Source organism: Pseudomonas idahonensis, from assembly GCF_037903935.1.
GTDB classification, from domain to species: domain Bacteria; phylum Pseudomonadota; class Gammaproteobacteria; order Pseudomonadales; family Pseudomonadaceae; genus Aquipseudomonas; species Aquipseudomonas danubii.
In genome coordinates this window covers 1,977,075-1,996,235 of record NZ_CP149586.1, presented here as the reverse complement: position 1 = coordinate 1,996,235, position 19,161 = coordinate 1,977,075, and the positions used below count along the sequence as shown (strand labels likewise).

Below are 19,161 nucleotides of genomic sequence, written 5' to 3'. Positions count from 1 at the left end.
TTTTCAGTACACCATCACGGCGTTTACTGACGCATGCCGCGGCCGCTGACCAGCAGTCGGGCACAACCGATATAAAGCACCACGGTGGCCACCAGCATGAAGGTGATGGCCACACTGATCTTGATGTCCGAAACCCCGAGAATGCCGAAACGGAAGGCGTTGACCATGTGCAGCACCGGGTTGGCCAGGGACACGGTCTGCCAGAACGGCGGCAGCAGATTGATCGAGTAGAACACGCCGCCCAGGTAGGTCAGGGGCGTCAGCACGAAGGTCGGGATAATCGAGATATCGTCGAAGTTGCGCGCAAACACCGCGTTGATAAAGCCCAGCAGCGAGAAGATGGTTGCCGTCAGCACCACCACCAGCACGGTCACACCCAAGTGATGCACCTGCAGCTTGGTGAAGAACAACGACAACAGGGTCACGATGATTCCCACCATCAAGCCCCGCAGGACCCCACCCAGGGTGTAGCCGATGAGAATGGTGTGGGGCGATACCGGCGACACCATCAATTCCTCGATGGAGCGCTGGAACTTGCTGCCGAAGAAGCTCGACACCACGTTGCCGTAGGAGTTGGTGATCACCGACATCATGATCAGCCCCGGCACGATGTACTCCATGTAGGTGAAACCACCCATGTCGCCAATCTGCCGACCGATCAGATTACCGAAGATGACGAAGTACAGAACCATGGTAATGGCCGGCGGCAGCAGGGTCTGTGGCCAGATCCGGGTAAAGCGTCGGACCTCGCGATAGACAATGGTGTTGAGCGCCACCAGATTGGGTTTCAACTCAGAACTCATACCGCCACCTTCGACAGATTCTTCTCCACCAAGGACACGAACAACTCCTCAAGTCGGTTGGTTTTGTTACGCAGGCTCAAGACCTCGATGTTCTGCAGGGCCAGTTGACCGAACAGCGCCGTAATCCCAACAGCCTTGTCCACCTGGACTTCCAGGGTGTGGCTGTCCACCAGCCGGGTCGGGTAGCCCGCCAGTTGCGGCGCCACACTGAGATCGTGCTTGAGATCGAGAAGGAAGGTTTCCACATGCAACTGGCCCAGCAACTGCCGCATGCTGGTGTTCTCGACGATGGTGCCGTGGTCGATGATGCCGATGTTGCGGCACAGCTGCTCAGCCTCTTCCAGGTAATGGGTGGTGAGGATGATGGTGATGCCTTTCTGATTGAGCTCGGTGAGGAAGCTCCACATCGAACGGCGCAGCTCGATATCGACCCCGGCAGTGGGTTCGTCGAGGATCAGCAGGCGCGGCTCATGCACCAGCGCACGAGCGATCATCAGGCGGCGCTTCATGCCGCCGGACAGGGAGCGCGAAGGCACATCGCGCTTGTCCCAGAGGCCGAGCTGGGTCAGGTACTGCTCGGCCCGCTCCTTGGCGATCTTCGCCGGAATGCCGTAATAGCCGGCCTGAGTGACGACGATGTCGAAGGTCTTCTCGAACTGGTTGAAGTTGAACTCCTGCGGCACCACGCCGATGCAGCGCTTGAGCGCCGCAGGCTCACGATCCAGGTCGTGACCGAAGACATTCACGGTGCCGCTGGTCTTGTTCACCAGGGTCGAAAGAATGCCGATGGTGGTGGATTTACCGGCCCCGTTAGGACCAAGCAGGGCGAAAAAGTCACCTTCGGCGACATCCAGATCGATACCACTCAGGGCCTGGAAACCGTTGCCGTAGGTTTTGGTTAGCTGCCGGATGGACAGAGCGGAACTCATATCGGATTCATGCACCAAGAAGAGGGAATTGTATAAGTGAGGGCAGCCTGGCTGGATTGCAACGACGCCAGGCGCTCGCCATGTTGCGGGTCGAGGCCACGCAAGTACAGTCACGCGTATCGATAGTGGGTATTAAGTCAACGCGGTCATCACCGCCTGACGATAGGCCGGACGCTGCTTCAAGCGCTGGTACCAGGCCTCAAGATGGGGCATCGAAGGCCGCTCGATGGGCATCTCGAACCAGGCATAGATGAAGCTGCCCAGCGGGATATCGCCCACGCCGATTTCTTCTCCCGACAGATAGGGCTGCCCAGCCAACGCCTGATCGACCCGGGACAGCAACTCGGCGCAAGTGGCCTTGGCGGCATTGATCTGTTGCCAGTCCTGCTGCGCCTCGGGGGTACGCAACACGCCCCAGAACAACTGCCGGAACGGTTCGGCGAAGGTCGAGGTGGTCCAGTCCATCCACTTCTCGGCACTGGCCCGGGCCTGCACATCGGCCGGATACCAGTGGCTATTGGCGGCATGCCGGGCCGCCAGGTAACGCACGATGCTGTTGGACTCCCAGAGCACGAAGCCATCGTCTTCAATCATTGGGATGCGCCCATTGGGGTTCAGCGCCCGATATTCCGGGGTGTCCACTAGGCCGAAGGCACCGCCGGCATCCAGGGACTCATAGGCCAGCGCCAATTCTTCAGCGCACCACAACGCCTTCCTGACGTTCGACGAGTTCTTGCGACCCCAGATCTTCAGCATGACCATCCCTCAGTAATGAATGCCGGGGCAGTCTACGCCTGATCAGCCGCGACTCAAATCGCCGTGCATGTCCCCCAGCGACACAGGGTTCTGCTCATTGAACAGATGGGGGTAGCACTTTTCCAGGTGGCTAAAGAACAGGCTTTGCGGCACATCGGCGAAGCGCCCATGGTCCACCAGGTACTCCATGGATTGGTCACCCTGGCGGTTGAAGGGGTGGAAAACACTGTCCTGCACACCGTCAAAATCCAGCGGCGCCACGTCGAACAACTCGCACAGACTCTGATTGAACGCCGGCGTCGCCTTGACCCAGCGTCCGTGCAGGTACAACTCGGTGTAGCCGTGCATGGCGAACACATCGCTGCGCAGCAACTCCAGCAGACGGGGCGTCGACAGATGATTGCGCACATCCGCCAGACCGATACGCGCCGGAATCCCGCAATGCCGGGCGCAGCCGGCGAGCAAAGTGGCCTTGGGCACGCAATAGCTTTCGCCGCTGGCCAGGGCATGGCTGCCTCGCAAGGTCTCGGGGTCGCGGCTGAAGGAATAGAAGTTGTAGCGCACGGCCTCACGCACGGCGTAGTACAGGCTCACCGCCTGCTGTCGCGGATCACCACTGGCACCGCGATGAGATTCGGCGAACTCCACCACTGCAGGGTGGTCACTATCGATGAAGCGGCTGGGACGCAGGTACTCGTGCATGGGCAAAACCTCCGAGCGAAGCCTGGAGTCTATCGAGGCGTGCGTCCCAGCAATAACGACGTTTCGGCCAAAGGTCAGGGTCGGCTCGATCCAATCGGACCGGTTTTGCCAGCCTTGGCTCGACGGCAAAGTCGACCGCTGTACTCGCACCGCACCGATCACCCGCTTTGTCGGAGGCCGACTAAGCTCTGATGGTGATTTGGCCCCTGGTTTCATGGAGGATTGAATATGCTGTTGTTGTGGATACTGGTTCTGCTGGTTGGAGTGGCCTACCTGGCGCACCGCCGCACTGCCCCTCTGCCCGCCCTGGGCGCAGTGGCCGTTTTCCTGCTGGCCATGGGCGCCTTCAGCCGAGCACCCGGCTGGTTGTTGCTGGTTTTCTGGGTAGTGCTGGCGGCCGTCGCCGCGCCTTTGCTGCTGCCGGACCTGCGACGCAAGTACTTCAGCGCACCGCTGTTCGCCTGGTTCCAGAAAGTCCTGCCGCCGATGTCGCAGACCGAGCGCGACGCCATCGACGCCGGCACCGTGTGGTGGGACGGCGAGCTGTTCAGCGGCCGTCCGGACTGGAACACCTTGCTGGCCTACCCCAAGGCCCAGTTGACCGATGAAGAACAAGCCTTTATCGACGGTCCCACCGAGGAACTCTGCGCCATGGTCAGTGACTGGCAGATTGGCCAGCACATGGACCTGCCGCCCGCGGCCTGGACCCATATCAAGGAACATGGCTTCTTTGCCCTGATCATTCCCAAGGAGTACGGCGGCAAGGGTTTTTCCGCCTACGCCCACTCTCAGGTAGCGATGAAGCTGGCGACCCGCAGCGGCGACCTGGCCTCCACGGTCATGGTCCCCAACTCCCTGGGCCCGGCGGAACTGCTGCTGCATTACGGCACCGAAGAACAACGCAACCACTACCTGCCGCGCCTGGCTCGTGGCGACGACATCCCCTGCTTCGCCCTCACCGGCCCATTGGCAGGCTCCGACGCAGGAGCCATGCCCGACACCGGCATCATCTGCAAGGGCCAATGGCAAGGCGAGGAAACCCTCGGCCTGCGCCTGAACTGGGAAAAGCGCTACATCACCCTGGGCCCGGTGGCCACCCTGCTGGGGCTGGCCTTCAAGGCCCACGACCCGGATCACCTGCTGGGGGACGAGGAAGACCTGGGCATCAGCCTGGCGCTGATCCCTACCGATACCCCGGGGGTCGAGATCGGCCGCCGCCACCTGCCCCTGGGCGCGGCCTTCATGAACGGCCCCAATTCCGGCAAGGACGTGTTCATTCCCCTGGACTACCTGATCGGCGGCCGGGAAATGCTCGGCAAAGGCTGGATGATGCTGATGAACTGCCTGTCGGTGGGACGCTCGATCTCCCTACCGGCGGTGGGCACCGGCGCCGCCAAGTTCACCAGCCTGGTGACCGGCCAGTACGCCCAGGTACGGGAGCAGTTCAATGTGCCCCTCAGCGCCTTCGAGGGGATTCAGGAGGCCCTGGCCCGCCTCGGCGGCAATGCCTGGCTGATGGACAGCGCGCGCATGCTGACCGCCAACGCCGTGGACCTGGGAGAGAAACCCTCGGTGCTGTCGGCCATTCTCAAGTACCACCTCACTGAGCGCGGACGCGAGTGCATCAGCCACGCCATGGACGTGCACGGTGGCAAGGGCATCATCATGGGGCCCAACAACTACCTGGGCCGCAGTTGGCAGGGCGCGCCGATCTTCATCACCGTGGAAGGCGCCAATATCCTCTCGCGCAACCTGATGATCTTTGGCCAGGGGGCCATCCGCTGCCATCCGTTCGTGCTCAAGGAAATGGCCCTGGCCGGACGCGAGGACCATGACCAGGCCCTGCAGGAATTCGATGCCCTGCTGCTGCAGCACATTGGTTTTGCCGTGAGCAACGCCGCCAGCACCCTGGTGCTGAACCTGGGCCTGGGCCACTTCGAACAAACCCCGGGAGACAAGCTCAGCCAAGGCTACTTCCGCGCCCTGAACCGCCAGGCTGCGGCCTTCGCTCTGCTGGCCGACGTGTCCATGATGCTGCTGGGGGGCGAGCTCAAGCGCCGCGAGCGCCTGTCGGCTCGCCTGGGCGACGTGCTCAGCCACCTGTACCTGGCCTCGGCGGCGCTCAAGCGCTACCACGATCTGGATTCACCGGAGTACCTGCGGCCCCTGCTGGCCTGGGCCCTGGAAGAAAGCCTTGGCCACTCCGAACGTGCCCTGGACGAGTTGCTCAGCAACTTCCCCAGCCGAGTGTTCGGCTGCCTGCTACGGGTATTGGTGTTCCCCTTCGGCCGTCGCCATACCGGGCCGTCGGACCGCCTGGATGCCGAAGTGGCGGCGATCATTGGCCGCGCCCAGGGCGACCCGGCCCTGGAAGCTGTGCTCGCCGGCTGCTATCGCCCGCAATCCACGGACGATCCGGTAGGCGCCCTGCAGCACGCCTGCGACCTGCTGAGCGCGACCCATCCGCTGCAGAAAAAACTCCACGAAGCGCTGAAAAGCGGCCAAGTCAAACCGGCGGCGGGCGAGTCGCCCATCGATGCGGCCCTGGACGCCGGCGTGCTGCAAGCGGCCGAAGCCCAGAGCCTGCGGGACGCCGAAGCGGCGCGACGCAAAGTCATCGATGTGGATGATTTCGCCAAGGAGGAACTGACCTTGAGCGAGGGCAAGACCCGCTAAACGGGCCCCTTGGGACAGGTCGATTATGAAACCGGGCGCGAGGGCTATATACTCCCGCGCCCGTTTTGCTCTTGAGGACCCTGTCATGTCCAACGTCGTCGCCGATCATCTCGTCCTCCTGGACCACCTGCGCAGCATCCTGGTGGCGGTGGGAGAAGCCGAACAGGTTCCCGAAGAAAGCCATGCGCTGTTCCTGGAGCGCTTCGATGAACTGCGCGCCTCGCTGCCGATCGACCCGATCGAAAGCCAGTACCTGGGCCAGGACCTGCTGTGCCAGATCATGCAGCGCTATCCGCAGATCGCTCATCTGGTGCCTCGCGACCTGCTGTGGTTCTTCGCCGGTGACTGCCTGCACTACATGCCCGATGAAGAAATCGACCTGTACCAGGCCCTGGAAGAACGCCGTTTCGAAGCCGAGCAGAACGACGAGCCCTTCGACTGGAACCAGGAAAAACAGCTGCTGGCGCTCTCCGCCCAGGACAGCAAGCACTGATTGCCGCGCCTCGCGCAGCCAAGGCCCGCCCGGCTTTTCCGGCGGGCCTTTTTTATGTCCGCCTTATCGCGTCGTCCTCGTAGGAGCCGGCTTGCCGGCGAAGAGGCCCTTGGGTTTTTGCATCGCCCTCAAAGGCATCTTCGCTGGCAAGCCGACAGTTTCTACAAGATGCGTTCGGCTTTGCCGGGGCGGTTCAAGGTCGGCTCCCGAGCCAGGCACTCCACCAGATAGTCGATGAAGACCCGCAGCTTGGGCGGCAGGTAGCGGGTTGGCGAATGCAGGAGCCAGGCACCGCCGTGATAGGACGCAAGAAAGGTCCACTCCGGCAACACCTGGACAATCAGCCCCTGTTCCAGAGCATGCCGCGCGGTGAAATACGGCAGGCTGCCAATGCCCAGATGCTGCAGCACCGCATCCAGGCGCACCCCTGTGTGGTTGGCGGCATAACGCCCGCGCACACCGACAGTCACCGCCTTGCCGCCTTGAGTGAACTTCCACCGCGCATCGCTGGGGGTTTCGCCAAGATAGATGCAACTGTGCTGGCGCAGGTCCTGAGGATGCTGCGGCGTGCCCTGCTGCGCCAGGTACTGCGGGGTGGCACACAGCAGGTGATCAATGCGCAACAACTGACGACCAATCAAACCTGGCGGCGGGCGATCGGTGATGCGAATCGCCAGGTCGACATTGTCTTCAATCAGGTCGATATCCCTGTCTTCATGCAGCAGTTCGACATCCACCTTCGGGTAGCGCCGAAGAAACTCCGGCATATGGGGATGCACCACGAAGCGCCCCACTGCCTTGGGCACACTGACCCGCACCACGCCCTCGGCCTCGTGGGTGAACTGACCGCTGATCTCCATGACCGAACGGGCCGCACTGACCATCTCGCTGCAGCGCTTGAAAACCTCTTCGCCGCCGTCGCTCAAGCGCAACTTGCGGGTGGTGCGTTGCAGCAGGCGCGTGGCCAGGGCCTTCTCCAGCCGCGAGATGCTGCGGCTTACCGCCGACGGCGAGGAACCCAGCTGACGCGCTGCTTCGGAAAAGCTGCCGGTTTCTACGACCCTGACGAAGATGGCCATTTCTGCCAGTAAAGGCAGGGGGAGATTTATGCTCATGACGCAATAGTCCATTGAGTTTTGAACGGATTATCACGCAATTACCCAAGCCTCATAATAAAAAAACACTTGGTTCCAGGGTTTGAGAAATGACGCTTCGCCTGTACTTCGAACACGACCTGCTGACTGCCCCGGTAGAACTGCTGACCTGCGTGCCCCGGGACGATCTGTTCGCCGCGACCTTGCACGCCACGCCCTTTCATCCCCAGGGTGGCGGCCAACCCAGCGACACGGGCTGGATTGGCGAGGCCCGCGTGCTGCGAGTCACCCAGGAAGGCGAGCAGATCGTGCATTACCTGACCCAGCCGCTGACGCCGGGAAGCCATGAAGCTCGCGTCGATGAAGAGCAGCGCCTGTTCAACAGCCGCATGCACTCCGCCGGACACTTGATTGGCCACTTCGTGCAGAGCCTGGGCTGGATTCCGATCAAGGCTCATCACTGGCCGAACGAGGGACGGGTGTCGTTCAAGCCCGGCGAACAGCCTCAGGCAATCGACTGCGCCCGAGTGCAGAACGCCCTCGCACAATGGATCAGCGAGGATTTTCCCCGGCATATTTCCCTGGCCGCCGGATCGCGCCAGATCAGCTTCGGCCAGTTGCCCGCCTACGGTTGCGGCGGCACTCACGTCCAGCACCTGCAACAGCTGGGACGGGTGCTCATCGACTCGGTCGCGGAGAAAAAAGGCACCCTTTCAGTCAGCTACAGCCTCGGCTGAGCCACCCACGCTTTTACCCACCTTCCTGCCTTGCGGAGTCCGCATGCTGTCCAATTATCTTGGGGAATTTCTTGCCCTGGCCGTCGTTCACTTTCTTGCCGTGGTCGCCCCGGGCCCGGACTTTGCAGTCACCATTCGCCAGAGCGTGCGCTTTGGCCGAATGACCGGTGTCTGTACCGCCCTGGGAATCGGCGCCGGCATTTCGGTGCATGTGCTCTACACCCTGCTGGGGGTCGGCGCACTGATGCACGCGACGCCCTGGCTGCTGAGCGCCGCCAAACTGCTGGGCGCGGCCTACATTCTGTACTTGGGCGTCAGCCTGTTGCGCAGCAAGGCCAAGACCAGCATCCCAGGCGACACCGCGCCGGATGAACCGCAGCAGACGTTGCTGCGGGCCTTTATCACCGGTTTTCTGACCAACGCCACCAACCCCAAGGCGACCCTGTTTTTCCTGGCGATCTTCACCACCCTGGTCAGCGCCACCACGCCGTTGAGCATTCAGGCGCTGTATGGCGCCTGGATGTGCCTGGTGAACGCGCTGTGGTTCGTCATCGTCGCGCTGTTCTTTTCCAGCACCCGGGTCCGCCTGCTGTTCATGCGCCTGGGCCACTGGTTCGAGCGCTGCATGGGGCTGATCCTGCTGCTGTTCGCCGGACGCCTGCTGCTGTCGCTGTAAGCGACCCACGACAAAGGCCCGCACAGTCGTCTGACTGGCGGGCCTTTTTTTGTCCATGGCAGGACGAAGCGTTGAATCGCAGACAAAAAAAACGCCGCTCAGTGAGCGGCGTTTTTGTGAAATTGGAGCGGGAAACGAGACTCGAACTCGCGACCCCGACCTTGGCAAGGTCGTGCTCTACCAACTGAGCTATTCCCGCAAATGGCGTCCCCTAGGGGACTCGAACCCCTGTTACCGCCGTGAAAGGGCGGTGTCCTAGGCCACTAGACGAAGGGGACACGCTACCCGGAACACATGGTGTGTGTTTCGGTGTCCAGACCCGCATCCGAAGACTTGGTTCTGGTTTCACTCGACCCCGCCCGAAAGCAGTGCCGTTTAAAATTGGAGCGGGAAACGAGACTCGAACTCGCGACCCCGACCTTGGCAAGGTCGTGCTCTACCAACTGAGCTATTCCCGCAAATGGCGTCCCCTAGGGGACTCGAACCCCTGTTACCGCCGTGAAAGGGCGGTGTCCTAGGCCACTAGACGAAGGGGACACGCTACCCGGAACACATGGTGTGTGTTTCGGTGTCCAGATCCGCATCCGAAGACTTGGTTCTGGTTTCACTCGACCCCGCCCGAAAGCAGTGCCGTTTAAAATTGGAGCGGGAAACGAGACTCGAACTCGCGACCCCGACCTTGGCAAGGTCGTGCTCTACCAACTGAGCTATTCCCGCATTGGCGTCCCCTAGGGGACTCGAACCCCTGTTACCGCCGTGAAAGGGCGGTGTCCTAGGCCACTAGACGAAGGGGACACGCTACAACATTCACTACCTTCAACGTTTCGCGCTTTGCTTTCCGTTGAAAGTGGCGCGCATTCTATGGATGCTTTGGGAGGCCGTCAACCCCCAGATATAATTTTATTTAAATCAATGACTTCGGAGTGGTTTTAGGCTCACTTCGGGCTTTTCTGCCGTCCGCGCTTTGACGCCTATATTCTGGCACTCGACAAGACGCTATAGTCCCCCGCAGCCGGTGATGGCAATTTGAACCTGGGGCTCACCCTGGTGGTTCTATACCTATATAAGCAGCACAACTCATGCCCGGCTCGTCGAGCGGCGCTATGCGTCTAAATGCCAAGCCACTACACTCGCACGCGAATCCTATAACGAGGTTTTAACGGTGACACCACTCATGATCACCCTGCTGGTAATAGCCGGGATCGCACTATTGATCGCCATTGGCTACATGAACCATGTGGTGGAAAACAACAAACTGGAAAAGGCCCGCACCAAAGTCGAACTCAATGATCGCCTGCGTCGCTGCGGCGAGATCACCGAAACCTTCCCCGGCCAGTTCATGTCACCGGCCCTCAAGCTGCTGCTGACACGCCTGGAACTCAACGTTGTGCAGCGCATGCTCAACCTCGACAAGGCAGATAGCGCTCTCAAGGCGCGTCTGGCCGAGCTCAATACCTTGGTGGGACAGGGCGAATCGATTCCGGTGAACAATCCACCGTCGCCGATCCAGACCGAAGCCAAGGCCAAGGATGTTCGCTTCCTGCTGGAGGCCATGCACGGCCAGGTCACCCGTGCCGCCCACGATGGCTTCCTGCAACCCAATGAAGCCAAGCGCTGGATCAAGGAGATCCGCCATATCCTGGTGTTGCTGCATATCGAGTTCTTCAACAACCTGGGGCAATACGCCCTGCAACAGAACCAGCCGGGCCAGGCCCGCCTGGCCTTCGAACGCGGCGTGCAATACCTGCGCAAGCAACCGGACCCGGCGGTCTACAAGGAACAGCTGGAATACCTGGATAAGCTCCTGGCCCGTGCCAACGCCATGGTGCTGTCGACCCTGGAGCCCGCGCCAGACGAGGACAACGAGCTGACCCAAGGCCTGAAGACCGTGGAAGCCGACGCCGACTGGAAGAAGAAAGCCATCTACGACTGATATGAAAAACCCCCGCCTGGCGCATCCAGCGCCAGGCAGGGGTTCGATGCAACAGCGCCCTCTTCGCCGCTACAAGCGGAAATGCCCCACCATCCCCTTCAACTCCACACCCAACTGCGCCAGCTCGATGCTCGACGCAGCATTGCCTTGCATGGCCAGGGAAGACTGGTCGGCACTGGCACGAATGCTGGTGACACTGCGATTGATCTCTTCAGCCACCGAACTCTGCTGTTCGGCGGCAGCGGCAATCTGCTGGTTCATCTGCTGAATCAACGACACCGCCGCGGCAATGCTGCCCAGGGCACTTTCAGTCTGCAGGGCATCGCTGACCGCCAGCTTCACCAGCTCGCCGCTGCTCTGGATCTGCTGCACGGAAGAGTCGGCAGCGGCATGCAATGCCGTCACCAGACGCGTGATCTCCTCGGTGGACTGCTGGGTACGTTTGGCCAAGGCCCGCACTTCATCGGCCACCACCGCAAAGCCCCTGCCCTGCTCCCCCGCCCTTGCCGCCTCGATGGCGGCATTGAGGGCCAGCAGGTTGGTCTGCTCGGCAACGCTCTTGATGACATCCAGCACGCTGCCGATGTTGTCGATCTCTGCGCTCAGGCTCTCGATGCCGCTGCTGGCCCGGGTCGCGGAATCCGCCAACTGCTCGATGCGTTGCATGCTCTGGCGCACGACCTGCTGGCCACTCTCCACCTTGTCATCCGCCGCCTGGGCGGCCTGGGCCGCTTGCTCGGCATTGCGCGCCACATCGTGCACCGTGGCGGTCATCTGATTCATGGCGGTGGCCACCTGCTCGGTTTCTTCCTTCTGGGTACTGACTTCAAGGTTGGTCTGCTCGGTCACCGAGGACAGTGACTGGGCCGAACTGGCCAGTTGCTCGATCCCGGCCTGCAGGCCACTGACGATACCGCTCAGGCCACTGCCCATCTGCTGCATCGCCTGCATCAACTGGCCGATCTCGTCACGCCGGGTGACCACCACCGTGGCACTCAGGTCCCCCGCCGCGATCTGCTGGGCCACATGCATCACACTGCGTAGCGGACGAACGATCAGGCGAGTGATGCTCAAGGCCGCCAGCAGTCCCACCAGCAATGCCAAGGCAGAGGAGCCGATGATCAGCAGGGTGTTTTTCTCCAGCTCCCCCTGCATCGACAGATCTTCAGCGGCATAAGCCTGGTCGACCCGTGCCATCACCTGGGCGGCGCGCTCATGCAACGTCTGATAGACCTGCTTCTCCTGAGCCAACAGGCCGGTGTATTCGTTGAGTTTTTCGCTGAAGTTGCCGATGTGCCCAGCGACCTCGTTGAGCACCGTCTGGTAGCCCCCATCCTTGACTGCGCTCTTCAACTGCTCGGCTTGAGCCAGGGCCTGCTCGGCCTGCTCGATATTGCCCTGCTCGGCACTGCCTTGCTCATCCCCCTTGCGATTCTGGTCCAGGCGCACCCGAGCTTCGTTCATGGCTTGCAGCATCAGGCGCGAAACCTGGCTGATCTGATTGGCCTGTTCGATGAACTCCGCGCCCTCCTTGCCCTGGGAATCCTTGAGCGTATAGGCGCCGTCATCCGCCAGACCGGCCTGCAGCACATCAAGGTTGTTGGCCACACTGGACACCGACCAACTGGCCATTTCCAGGGCCAGGTCCTTGGCCTGGGTCAGCTCGACGAATTCATCGAAGGCCTTGCGGTAGTCCGCCAGCGCCAGCTCGACCTCCCCCATCACTGACTGGTTGGCGGTCGACTGCCCCTTGAGCTGCTGGGCCAGGAGCAACAGTGCATCCAGGCTTTCATGCAGGCTGTCCACCGTCTTGCTGTCGCCGTGCAAGGCATAGTCCTGCTCCAGCAGTCGCACCTTGAGCACGCCACTGTTGAGCTGGGACATCTGCTTGAGGCCATCGAAACGCTGGCTGACGGTTTGCAGGGACCAAACGCCGATGCCGGCCACCAGGGCCGTCAAGAGCAACACCAGGGCAAAACCGATACCCAGTTTCTTTGCCATGCCCAGGTTGGCAAAACGTCCACTCGCGGCCGAAGTCATGGTGCGCAGTCCCCTTCCAATCCCCAATGGCAATCAGGCCATTTTGTCTTTGCGAAGGGTCGCAACGGCGTGCACCGGCGCACAAGTCTCTGACGTCGGAATAATGGCAAAAAGCTACGCCGAGGTCGTTTTCAGGACACTGGAGGTCGATTCCATCGGGCCCCGGCGGGCTGTTGCGCCAAGGCCCGAGCCTGCAGTCAGATGGCCGTGGCGCCGCCGTCGACGGTCAAGGCGTGTCCAGTGGTGAAAGCGGCGCCATCACTGCACAGATAGAGCACCGCACTGGCAATCTCCTCGACTTTGCCGATACGCCCCACCGGGTGCATCGCCGCGGCAAATTCGGCCTTCTTCGGGTCAGCCTCATAGGCACGGCGGAACATGTCGGTATCGATCACTGCCGGGCAGACGGCATTCACCCGAATCTTCTTTTTGGCGTACTCGATGGCCGCTGACTTGGTCAGGCCGATCACGGCATGCTTGGACGCCGCATAGATGCTCATCTTCGGAGCGGCGCCCAGGCCAGCCACCGAAGCGGTGTTGACGATCGCGCCACCGCCCTGGGCAAGCAGCAGAGGCAGCTGGTACTTCATGCACAACCAGACCCCTTTGACGTTGACCCCCATGATGGCGTCGAACTCATCCAGGGAGCCTTCCGCCAACCGCCCCTTCTCGATCTCGATCCCGGCATTGTTGAAGGCATAGTCCAAACGGCCATAAGCCTCGATTGTCCGGGCCATGAGGTTCTGCACATCCGCCTCCCGGGTGACGTTGCAAGACACGAACAGCGCCTCGCCTCCAGCCGCCTGGATAAGCGCCACCGTCTCTTCGCCTCCGAGCACATCCAGATCCGCCACCACCACTTTCAAACCTTCTGCGGCGAACGCCTGGGCAGTCGCCCGGCCAATACCGTTGGCTGCGCCGGTCACCAGGGCCACCTGGCCGGAAAACGTCATGCTCATTGCAAAGATCCTCGATCAAGTACGGGTCAGCTACCCAATCCAATCTAGCCACAGCCGGCCATGGTCGCGTCAGCACTATCAAAAGGCCGGTTGAGCTCTTATGCCTGCTGGTGATGAACGCCCCCCTCTCTACATCACCACACTGGATTGGCTCCCATTCGCTGGACTGGCAAACCTTGCGACAACGTCCTTGAGGGTCTATCAACTAGAGCTTCATTCACCCCTTGAGTGCCTGTCATGACCACCCTGACCAATCGCCAGTTCCTGCTTGCCAAACGTCCCGTCGGGGCAGCCACCCGCGAGACCTTTACCTACCAGCAGGTCGCCGTCGGCGAACCGGCAGCGGGGCAGATTCTGGTGAAGAACCAATACCTGTCCCTGGACCCGGCGATGCGCGGCTGGATGAATGAAGGCAAGTCCTATATCCCGCCGGTGGCGATTGGCGAGGTCATGCGCGCCCTTGGGGTGGGCCAGGTGATTGCCTCGAACAACCCGGGATTCGCAGTCGGCGACTACGTCAATGGTGCCCTGGGTGTGCAGGACTATTTCCTGGGCGAGCCCCGGGGCTTCTACAAGGTCGACCCCAAGCTGGCCCCTCTGCCGCGCTACCTTTCAGCCCTGGGCATGACCGGCATGACGGCCTATTTCGCCCTGCTGGATGTCGGCGCGCCCAAGGCCGGTGACACCGTGGTGCTGTCCGGTGCGGCAGGCGCGGTGGGCAGCATCGCCGGGCAGATCGCCAAGATCAAAGGCTGCCGGGTGGTGGGCATCGCCGGCGGCCAGGACAAGTGCAAGTTCCTCATCGAGGAACTGGGTTTTGACGGCGCCATCGACTACAAGAGCGAAGACGTGCACGCTGGGCTCAAGCGTGAGTGCCCCAAAGGCGTCGATGTGTATTTCGACAACGTCGGCGGCGACATTCTCGATGCCGTGCTCAGCCGCCTGAACCTCAAGGCCCGGGTGGTGATCTGTGGCGCCATCAGCCAGTACAACAACAAGGAAGCGGTCAAGGGACCGGCCAACTACCTGTCGCTGCTGGTCAACCGTGCGCGCATGGAGGGGTTCGTGGTGATGGACTACGCCTCGCAGTTCGCCGCCGCCGGACAGGAAATGGCCGGCTGGATGGCCAAGGGGCAGCTCAAGAGCAAGGAGGATATTGTCGAAGGACTGGAGACCTTTCCGGAAACGCTGACCAAGCTGTTCAGCGGCGAGAACTTCGGCAAGCTGGTACTGAAGGTCTGACCTGCAGGAGCCGGCAAGCCGGCTCCTGCAAGAGGAGGCGTGTTACAGGGCCAGTTCGGCCACTACGTCGGCCAGGGCCTTGGCCGGATCGGCCGCCTGGCTGATGGGACGACCAATCACCAGGTAATCGGAGCCTGCGTCCAGAGCCTGACGCGGGGTGAGAATCCGCCGCTGGTCGTCCTGGGCGCTGCCCGCCGGACGAATCCCCGGGGTCACCAGTTGCAGAGTCGGATGGGCGCTCTTCAGTGCCTGGGCTTCCAGGGCCGAGCACACCAGGCCGTCCATGCCGGCCTTCTGCGCCAGGGCGGCCAGGCGCAGGACCTGCTCCTGGGGCTCGATATCCAAGCCGATACCGGCCAGGTCTTCACGCTCCATGCTGGTGAGCACGGTGACGCCGATCAACAGCGGTTTGGGACCTGTGCGCTGATCCAGCACCTCGCGGCAGGCAGCCATCATGCGCAGGCCGCCGGAGCAATGCACGTTGACCATCCACACGCCCATTTCCGCAGCAGCCTTGACCGCCATGGCGGTGGTGTTGGGAATGTCGTGGAACTTCAGGTCCAGGAACACTTCGAAACCCTTGTCACGCAAGGTCCCGACAATCTCGGCGGCACAGCTGGTGAACAGTTCCTTGCCGACTTTGACCCGGCACAGTTTCGGGTCCAGTTGATCGGCCAGTTTCAGTGCGGCGTCACGGGTGGGGAAATCCAGGGCGACGATGATAGGAGTCTGGCAGGCGGACATGAAGGGGCTCTCAGGCAAGTCGAAATCGGCGCGGATTGTAGCGCAAGCCGTGGCGCTCCGGGACCCGATGAAAGGTAAAACATCCTCAACGGTGGTCGCGAATGCCGATCCGGCCGACAAATCCCCCGGGAGACGCGGACTTTGTATCAAGCCGGATACACTGACGACACGTCAGCAACAATCCCCGACGCTACCCTCCCCAGCCGCAATACCCTCGAACAGCACTTCCAGCCCCCGGGCCGGACGCCTATGCTGAAGCCACAACCCCGCCGTCACCTTCTAGTGGCGGCAAGCCTACCTGGCAGATGAACGCCCCATGCACAACACTCCAGCCCCTCTCAACGACTCCAAAGCAGCAGTCAATGCCGATGACAAGCGCTGGAACACCCGGGCCCTGATCGTCGACGACGACGTACCGATCCGCGAACTGCTGATCGACTACCTGGCGCGCTTCAACATCCATGCCAGTGGCGTCACCGACGGAACAGCAATGCGCCAGGCCCTGCAGGCCGAACACTTTGACGTGGTGGTACTGGATCTGATGCTGCCCGGGGAGGACGGCCTGTCCCTGTGCCGCTGGCTGCGCACCGAATCGGATATTCCGATCCTCATGCTCACCGCCCGCTGCGAACCCACCGACCGCATCATCGGCCTGGAACTGGGGGCCGACGACTACATGGCCAAGCCCTTCGAACCCCGAGAGCTGGTGGCGCGAATCCAGACCATCCTGCGCCGGGTCCGTGATGATCGCAGCGAACAGCGAGCCAATATCCGCTTCGACAGCTGGCGCCTGAACAGCGTCCTGCGCCAACTGATCTCGGCCGATGGGCTGGTGGTGCCGCTGTCCAATGCCGAGTTCCGCCTGCTGTGGGTATTCATCGAGCGCCCGCGCCGGGTGTTGAGCCGCGAACAACTACTGGACGCCGCCCGCGGACGCTCCATCGAAGCCTTTGATCGCAGCATCGACCTGCTGGTCTCGCGTCTGCGGCAGAAGCTCGGGGATGATCCGAAATCGCCGCAGTTGATCAAGACCGTGCGCGGAGAGGGCTACCTGTTCGACGCCCGAGATATCGGCTGATGCGTGGGCGTTTCGATACGCTGTTCGGCCGCCTGTTCGGCGTCCTGCTGATCGCGATCGTACTCGCCCACCTGCTGGCGTTCTTCTGGTTTCACCATTACGGGCCGCCGCCCCCACCGCCGCCGCCCCATTCGGCGACGTTCAACAATGGCCAGCCTCCAGTTCAGCCACCGCATTTCCCGAGACGCCCGCCACGGCCCTGGTTCGGTGGCCCGCTGGTGCCCCTGACTTTCCAGTTCATTTCCTTGATCATCGCCGCCTGGTACGGCGCCAAGCTGCTATCGCGCCCCATCCAGCGCCTCAGCGATGCCGCGGAACGCCTGAGTGAAAATCTCGACAGCCCGCCCCTGGAAGAAGTCGGCCCCCGGGAAGCGCGACAAGCGGCCAGCGCCTTCAACCAGATGCAAAAACGCATACAGGAACAGGTTCAGCAGCGGGGGCGCATGCTCGGCGCCGTGTCCCATGACCTGCGCACGCCACTGTCACGCCTCAAGCTGCGCCTGGAACAGATCGAGGACAGCAAGCTGCAAGGGCAGATGCGCCAGGACCTGGACGACATGATCAAGATGCTCGATGCCACCCTCAGCTATCTACATGAACAGCGCACCAGCGAGGCGGCGCAATGGATGGATGTGCAGGCGCTGGTGGAGTCGCTGTGCGAGAACGCCCAGGACCAGGGCGCCGACGTACAGGCCCAAGGCCATTGCGCGCCCCTGCTGGTGCAGCCGATGGCCCTGCAGTCCTGCCTCAACAACCTGCTGGACAACGCCTTGCGCTATGCCGGGCAGGCCACCCTGACCCTGGAAGACAACCGTGAGCAGCTGCTGATCCGGGTCATCGATCATGGGCCGGGGATTGCCGCCGACAAGCGTGAGGCCGTGTTCGAGCCCTTCTTCCGCCTCGAAGGCTCACGCAACCGCAACTCCGGCGGCGTTGGCCTGGGCATGACCATTGCCCGCGAGGCGGCGGAGCGCATGGGTGGGCAATTGCTGCTGGACGAAACCCCGGGCGGCGGCCTGACTGCAGTGTTGCACCTGCCCCGCCCCTGAGCGCCTTGTGTAGCGACGGGGACAAAACTCAAATACCCAGGACAGCGACGCCCAGAGCCAGCAGGCCACCATCGCCGAAGCCTTGGGCAAGATGATCGCCAACCTCAGCAAGCAGTATCAGTTGAACCCCGGCAGCAGCGTCAACGTCGCCGCCTGTTGGCCCCTTGCCGCTCCCTCGGGGAGCGGCAATCCGCACGTCAGCGCGGTTCCTGGGCCCGGGCCTGGCTGGCACTCCAGTCCAGCAGCAGGCTGTAGGCCACCGCCAGCAGGGTCGGCCCGATAAACAGGCCGATAAAGCCAAAGGCGATCAGGCCGCCGAACACGCCCAGCAGCACGATCACCAGGGGCAGATTGCCGCCGCGACTGATCAGATACGGCTTGAGCACGTTGTCGACGCCGCTGATGATGAAGGTGCCCCAGATTCCCAGGAACACCGCCATGCCGTATTCGCCCTTCCAGGCCAGCCAGGCCGTAGCCGGAATCCATACCAAGGGTGGTCCCATGGGAATCAGGCTGAGCAGGAAGGTGACGATACCCAGCACCAGCGCCCCGGGAACGCCGGCAATCAGGAACCCGATCAGCGCCAGCACGCCTTGGGCCGCTGCGGTGCCTATGACTCCGTTGACCACCCGTTGCACCGTGCCGGCCACCAGTTCGATGTAATACCCGGCCCGGTCACCGATCAGGCGTTCCAGCAGCTTGTGCACGAATAGCGCCAGGCGCGGACCGTCGCGGTAGAAGAAAAACACGAAGACAATACTCAGGGTCAGCTCAAGAATGCCCCCACCAATCTGCGCACTGCGGGCCAGCAACCAGTTGCCGACCTGCCCCAGGTACGGCTTGACCGCCAGCATCAGGGCCGCGCCCTGCTGATCGATGCTGTCCCACAACGCCACCAAGCGCTCCCCGACCAATGGCAAGCCGCCGAGCCAGGCGGGAGCCTCGGGCAACCCGTCCACCTGCACGTCCTTGATAAAGGCCGTGGCATCGCGCACATGGTCCGCCAGATTGAGGCCCAGCCAGACCAGGGGCGCCGCCACCAGGACCATCCAGCCCAGGGTCAGCAGCGCTGCGGCCAGGGATTCGCGGCCATTGAGCCAACGGGTCAGCAATCGCATCAGAGGCCAGCTGGCAAAGGCCAGCACCGCGCCCCAGAACAGCGCCGACCAGAAAGGCGCCATCACCCAGAAGCTGGCACCGAACAACACCAGGAGCAGGATCTGCACCAGCAGGCGATCGTTATTGGGCAT

General features: G+C 62.2%; 17 protein-coding genes, 6 tRNA genes and 1 pseudogene. 8 read left to right on the top strand and 16 right to left on the bottom strand.

The window, feature by feature from the left end:
• Positions 1 to 23: 23 nt before the first annotated feature.
• From WIN67_RS09105 to WIN67_RS09090, 4 genes are all read right to left on the bottom strand, one after another.
• Positions 24 to 803, bottom strand: a complete 780-nt coding sequence (locus WIN67_RS09105) for an ABC transporter permease (protein WP_102863930.1) — start codon at positions 801 to 803, stop codon at positions 24 to 26.
• On the bottom strand, positions 800 to 1,732 hold the full coding sequence (locus WIN67_RS09100) for an ABC transporter ATP-binding protein (protein ID WP_102863931.1): 933 nt from the start codon (positions 1,730 to 1,732) through the stop codon (positions 800 to 802). Before WIN67_RS09100 ends, WIN67_RS09105 begins: the two co-directional genes overlap by 4 nt.
• 132 nt (positions 1,733 to 1,864) lie before the next feature.
• A complete protein-coding gene (locus WIN67_RS09095) occupies positions 1,865 to 2,488 on the bottom strand; it encodes a glutathione S-transferase family protein (RefSeq protein WP_273924412.1) in 624 nt (207 codons plus the stop codon).
• A gap of 42 nt (positions 2,489 to 2,530) precedes the next feature.
• Positions 2,531 to 3,190 (bottom strand): transglutaminase-like domain-containing protein, encoded by a 660-nt coding sequence (locus tag WIN67_RS09090; RefSeq protein WP_110595193.1) that lies wholly within the window; start codon positions 3,188 to 3,190, stop codon positions 2,531 to 2,533.
• A 228-nt stretch (positions 3,191 to 3,418) separates the two neighbouring features.
• Between WIN67_RS09090 and WIN67_RS09085 the strand changes: the two genes are divergently transcribed.
• Entirely contained in the window at positions 3,419 to 5,866 is a 2,448-nt protein-coding gene (locus WIN67_RS09085; RefSeq protein WP_253084465.1) for an acyl-CoA dehydrogenase, read from the top strand.
• An 85-nt stretch (positions 5,867 to 5,951) separates the two neighbouring features.
• Positions 5,952 to 6,359, top strand: coding sequence for a PA2817 family protein (locus tag WIN67_RS09080; RefSeq protein ID WP_016968255.1), 408 nt, complete (start codon positions 5,952 to 5,954; stop codon positions 6,357 to 6,359).
• A gap of 161 nt (positions 6,360 to 6,520) precedes the next feature.
• Here WIN67_RS09080 and WIN67_RS09075 read toward each other — a convergent pair whose 3' ends face one another.
• Positions 6,521 to 7,474, bottom strand: a complete 954-nt coding sequence (locus WIN67_RS09075) for a LysR family transcriptional regulator (protein ID WP_102863935.1) — start codon at positions 7,472 to 7,474, stop codon at positions 6,521 to 6,523.
• 89 nt (positions 7,475 to 7,563) lie between these two features.
• Between WIN67_RS09075 and WIN67_RS09070 the strand changes: the two genes are divergently transcribed.
• The gene (locus WIN67_RS09070; protein ID WP_170003439.1) at positions 7,564 to 8,190 is read left to right on the top strand and encodes an alanyl-tRNA editing protein; all 627 of its coding nucleotides are present in this window, start codon (positions 7,564 to 7,566) and stop codon (positions 8,188 to 8,190) included.
• A gap of 43 nt (positions 8,191 to 8,233) precedes the next feature.
• Positions 8,234 to 8,866: a LysE family translocator gene (locus WIN67_RS09065; protein ID WP_102863937.1), complete on the top strand. Its 633-nt coding sequence runs from the start codon at positions 8,234 to 8,236 to the stop codon at positions 8,864 to 8,866.
• A 123-nt stretch (positions 8,867 to 8,989) separates the two neighbouring features.
• Here WIN67_RS09065 and WIN67_RS09060 read toward each other — a convergent pair.
• The 6 genes from WIN67_RS09060 to WIN67_RS09035 all read right to left on the bottom strand — a co-directional run bounded on the left by WIN67_RS09060 (position 8,990) and on the right by WIN67_RS09035 (position 9,661).
• A tRNA-Gly gene (locus WIN67_RS09060) sits at positions 8,990 to 9,065 on the bottom strand.
• Between the two features lie 3 nt (positions 9,066 to 9,068).
• A tRNA-Glu gene (locus WIN67_RS09055) sits at positions 9,069 to 9,144 on the bottom strand.
• Between the two features lie 104 nt (positions 9,145 to 9,248).
• Positions 9,249 to 9,324: transfer RNA gene (locus WIN67_RS09050), tRNA-Gly, on the bottom strand.
• Between the two features lie 3 nt (positions 9,325 to 9,327).
• Positions 9,328 to 9,403 (bottom strand) — tRNA-Glu (locus WIN67_RS09045).
• A 104-nt stretch (positions 9,404 to 9,507) separates the two neighbouring features.
• Positions 9,508 to 9,583, bottom strand: a tRNA-Gly gene (locus WIN67_RS09040).
• A gap of 2 nt (positions 9,584 to 9,585) precedes the next feature.
• A tRNA-Glu gene (locus WIN67_RS09035) sits at positions 9,586 to 9,661 on the bottom strand.
• 379 nt (positions 9,662 to 10,040) lie between these two features.
• Here WIN67_RS09035 and WIN67_RS09030 point away from each other — a divergent pair.
• Positions 10,041 to 10,799 (top strand): hypothetical protein, encoded by a 759-nt coding sequence (locus WIN67_RS09030; RefSeq protein WP_170001250.1) that lies wholly within the window; start codon positions 10,041 to 10,043, stop codon positions 10,797 to 10,799.
• A 69-nt stretch (positions 10,800 to 10,868) separates the two neighbouring features.
• On the opposite strand, the gene WIN67_RS31080 is transcribed toward WIN67_RS09030, so the two are convergent.
• From WIN67_RS31080 to WIN67_RS09020, 3 genes and pseudogenes are all read right to left on the bottom strand, one after another.
• Complete coding sequence (locus WIN67_RS31080) at positions 10,869 to 11,732, bottom strand: methyl-accepting chemotaxis protein (protein WP_422394723.1); 864 nt, start codon at positions 11,730 to 11,732, stop codon at positions 10,869 to 10,871.
• Positions 11,730 to 11,954 (bottom strand): annotated as a pseudogene (locus tag WIN67_RS31075) (HAMP domain-containing protein); the annotation flags it as partial. The gene WIN67_RS31080 and the pseudogene WIN67_RS31075, both read right to left, overlap by 3 nt.
• Positions 11,955 to 13,036: 1,082 nt before the next feature.
• On the bottom strand, positions 13,037 to 13,798 hold the full coding sequence (locus tag WIN67_RS09020; protein ID WP_102863940.1) for an SDR family oxidoreductase: 762 nt from the start codon (positions 13,796 to 13,798) through the stop codon (positions 13,037 to 13,039).
• Positions 13,799 to 14,035: 237 nt separating this feature from the next.
• Between WIN67_RS09020 and WIN67_RS09015 the strand changes: the two genes are divergently transcribed.
• On the top strand, positions 14,036 to 15,040 hold the full coding sequence (locus WIN67_RS09015) for an NADP-dependent oxidoreductase (protein WP_123392174.1): 1,005 nt from the start codon (positions 14,036 to 14,038) through the stop codon (positions 15,038 to 15,040).
• 42 nt (positions 15,041 to 15,082) lie between these two features.
• Here the strand turns inward: WIN67_RS09015 and pyrF are convergent, their stop codons facing one another.
• A complete protein-coding gene (gene pyrF / locus WIN67_RS09010; protein WP_162884117.1) occupies positions 15,083 to 15,784 on the bottom strand; it encodes an orotidine-5'-phosphate decarboxylase in 702 nt (233 codons plus the stop codon).
• Positions 15,785 to 16,100: 316 nt separating this feature from the next.
• Here pyrF and WIN67_RS09005 point away from each other — a divergent pair, with 316 nt between their 5' ends.
• Positions 16,101 to 16,862, top strand: coding sequence for a response regulator (locus WIN67_RS09005; protein WP_102878909.1), 762 nt, complete (start codon positions 16,101 to 16,103; stop codon positions 16,860 to 16,862).
• Positions 16,862 to 17,911 (top strand): sensor histidine kinase, encoded by a 1,050-nt coding sequence (locus WIN67_RS09000; protein WP_102878908.1) that lies wholly within the window; start codon positions 16,862 to 16,864, stop codon positions 17,909 to 17,911. Before WIN67_RS09005 ends, WIN67_RS09000 begins: the two co-directional genes overlap by 1 nt.
• Positions 17,912 to 18,108: 197 nt before the next feature.
• Here WIN67_RS09000 and WIN67_RS08995 read toward each other — a convergent pair whose 3' ends face one another.
• Positions 18,109 to 19,161 (bottom strand): AI-2E family transporter, encoded by a 1,053-nt coding sequence (locus WIN67_RS08995; RefSeq protein WP_102863944.1) that lies wholly within the window; start codon positions 19,159 to 19,161, stop codon positions 18,109 to 18,111.

Excerpts from the sequence above, each read along its gene's own strand:
- WIN67_RS09105 (WP_102863930.1), bottom strand. The coding sequence starts at position 803 with ATGAGTTCTGAGTTGAAACCCAATCTGGTGGCGCTCAACACCATTGTC.
- WIN67_RS09100 (WP_102863931.1), bottom strand. The coding sequence starts at position 1,732 with ATGAGTTCCGCTCTGTCCATCCGGCAGCTAACCAAAACCTACGGCAAC.
- WIN67_RS09095 (WP_273924412.1), bottom strand. The coding sequence starts at position 2,488 with ATGCTGAAGATCTGGGGTCGCAAGAACTCGTCGAACGTCAGGAAGGCG.
- WIN67_RS09090 (WP_110595193.1), bottom strand. The coding sequence starts at position 3,190 with ATGCACGAGTACCTGCGTCCCAGCCGCTTCATCGATAGTGACCACCCT.
- WIN67_RS09085 (WP_253084465.1), top strand. The coding sequence starts at position 3,419 with ATGCTGTTGTTGTGGATACTGGTTCTGCTGGTTGGAGTGGCCTACCTG.
- WIN67_RS09080 (WP_016968255.1), top strand. The coding sequence starts at position 5,952 with ATGTCCAACGTCGTCGCCGATCATCTCGTCCTCCTGGACCACCTGCGC.
- WIN67_RS09075 (WP_102863935.1), bottom strand. The coding sequence starts at position 7,474 with ATGAGCATAAATCTCCCCCTGCCTTTACTGGCAGAAATGGCCATCTTC.
- WIN67_RS09070 (WP_170003439.1), top strand. The coding sequence starts at position 7,564 with ATGACGCTTCGCCTGTACTTCGAACACGACCTGCTGACTGCCCCGGTA.
- WIN67_RS09065 (WP_102863937.1), top strand. The coding sequence starts at position 8,234 with ATGCTGTCCAATTATCTTGGGGAATTTCTTGCCCTGGCCGTCGTTCAC.
- WIN67_RS09030 (WP_170001250.1), top strand. The coding sequence starts at position 10,041 with ATGATCACCCTGCTGGTAATAGCCGGGATCGCACTATTGATCGCCATT.
- WIN67_RS31080 (WP_422394723.1), bottom strand. The coding sequence starts at position 11,732 with ATGGGCAGTGGCCTGAGCGGTATCGTCAGTGGCCTGCAGGCCGGGATC.
- WIN67_RS09020 (WP_102863940.1), bottom strand. The coding sequence starts at position 13,798 with ATGAGCATGACGTTTTCCGGCCAGGTGGCCCTGGTGACCGGCGCAGCC.
- WIN67_RS09015 (WP_123392174.1), top strand. The coding sequence starts at position 14,036 with ATGACCACCCTGACCAATCGCCAGTTCCTGCTTGCCAAACGTCCCGTC.
- pyrF (WP_162884117.1), bottom strand. The coding sequence starts at position 15,784 with ATGTCCGCCTGCCAGACTCCTATCATCGTCGCCCTGGATTTCCCCACC.
- WIN67_RS09005 (WP_102878909.1), top strand. The coding sequence starts at position 16,101 with ATGCACAACACTCCAGCCCCTCTCAACGACTCCAAAGCAGCAGTCAAT.
- WIN67_RS09000 (WP_102878908.1), top strand. The coding sequence starts at position 16,862 with ATGCGTGGGCGTTTCGATACGCTGTTCGGCCGCCTGTTCGGCGTCCTG.
- WIN67_RS08995 (WP_102863944.1), bottom strand. The coding sequence starts at position 19,161 with ATGCCCAATAACGATCGCCTGCTGGTGCAGATCCTGCTCCTGGTGTTG.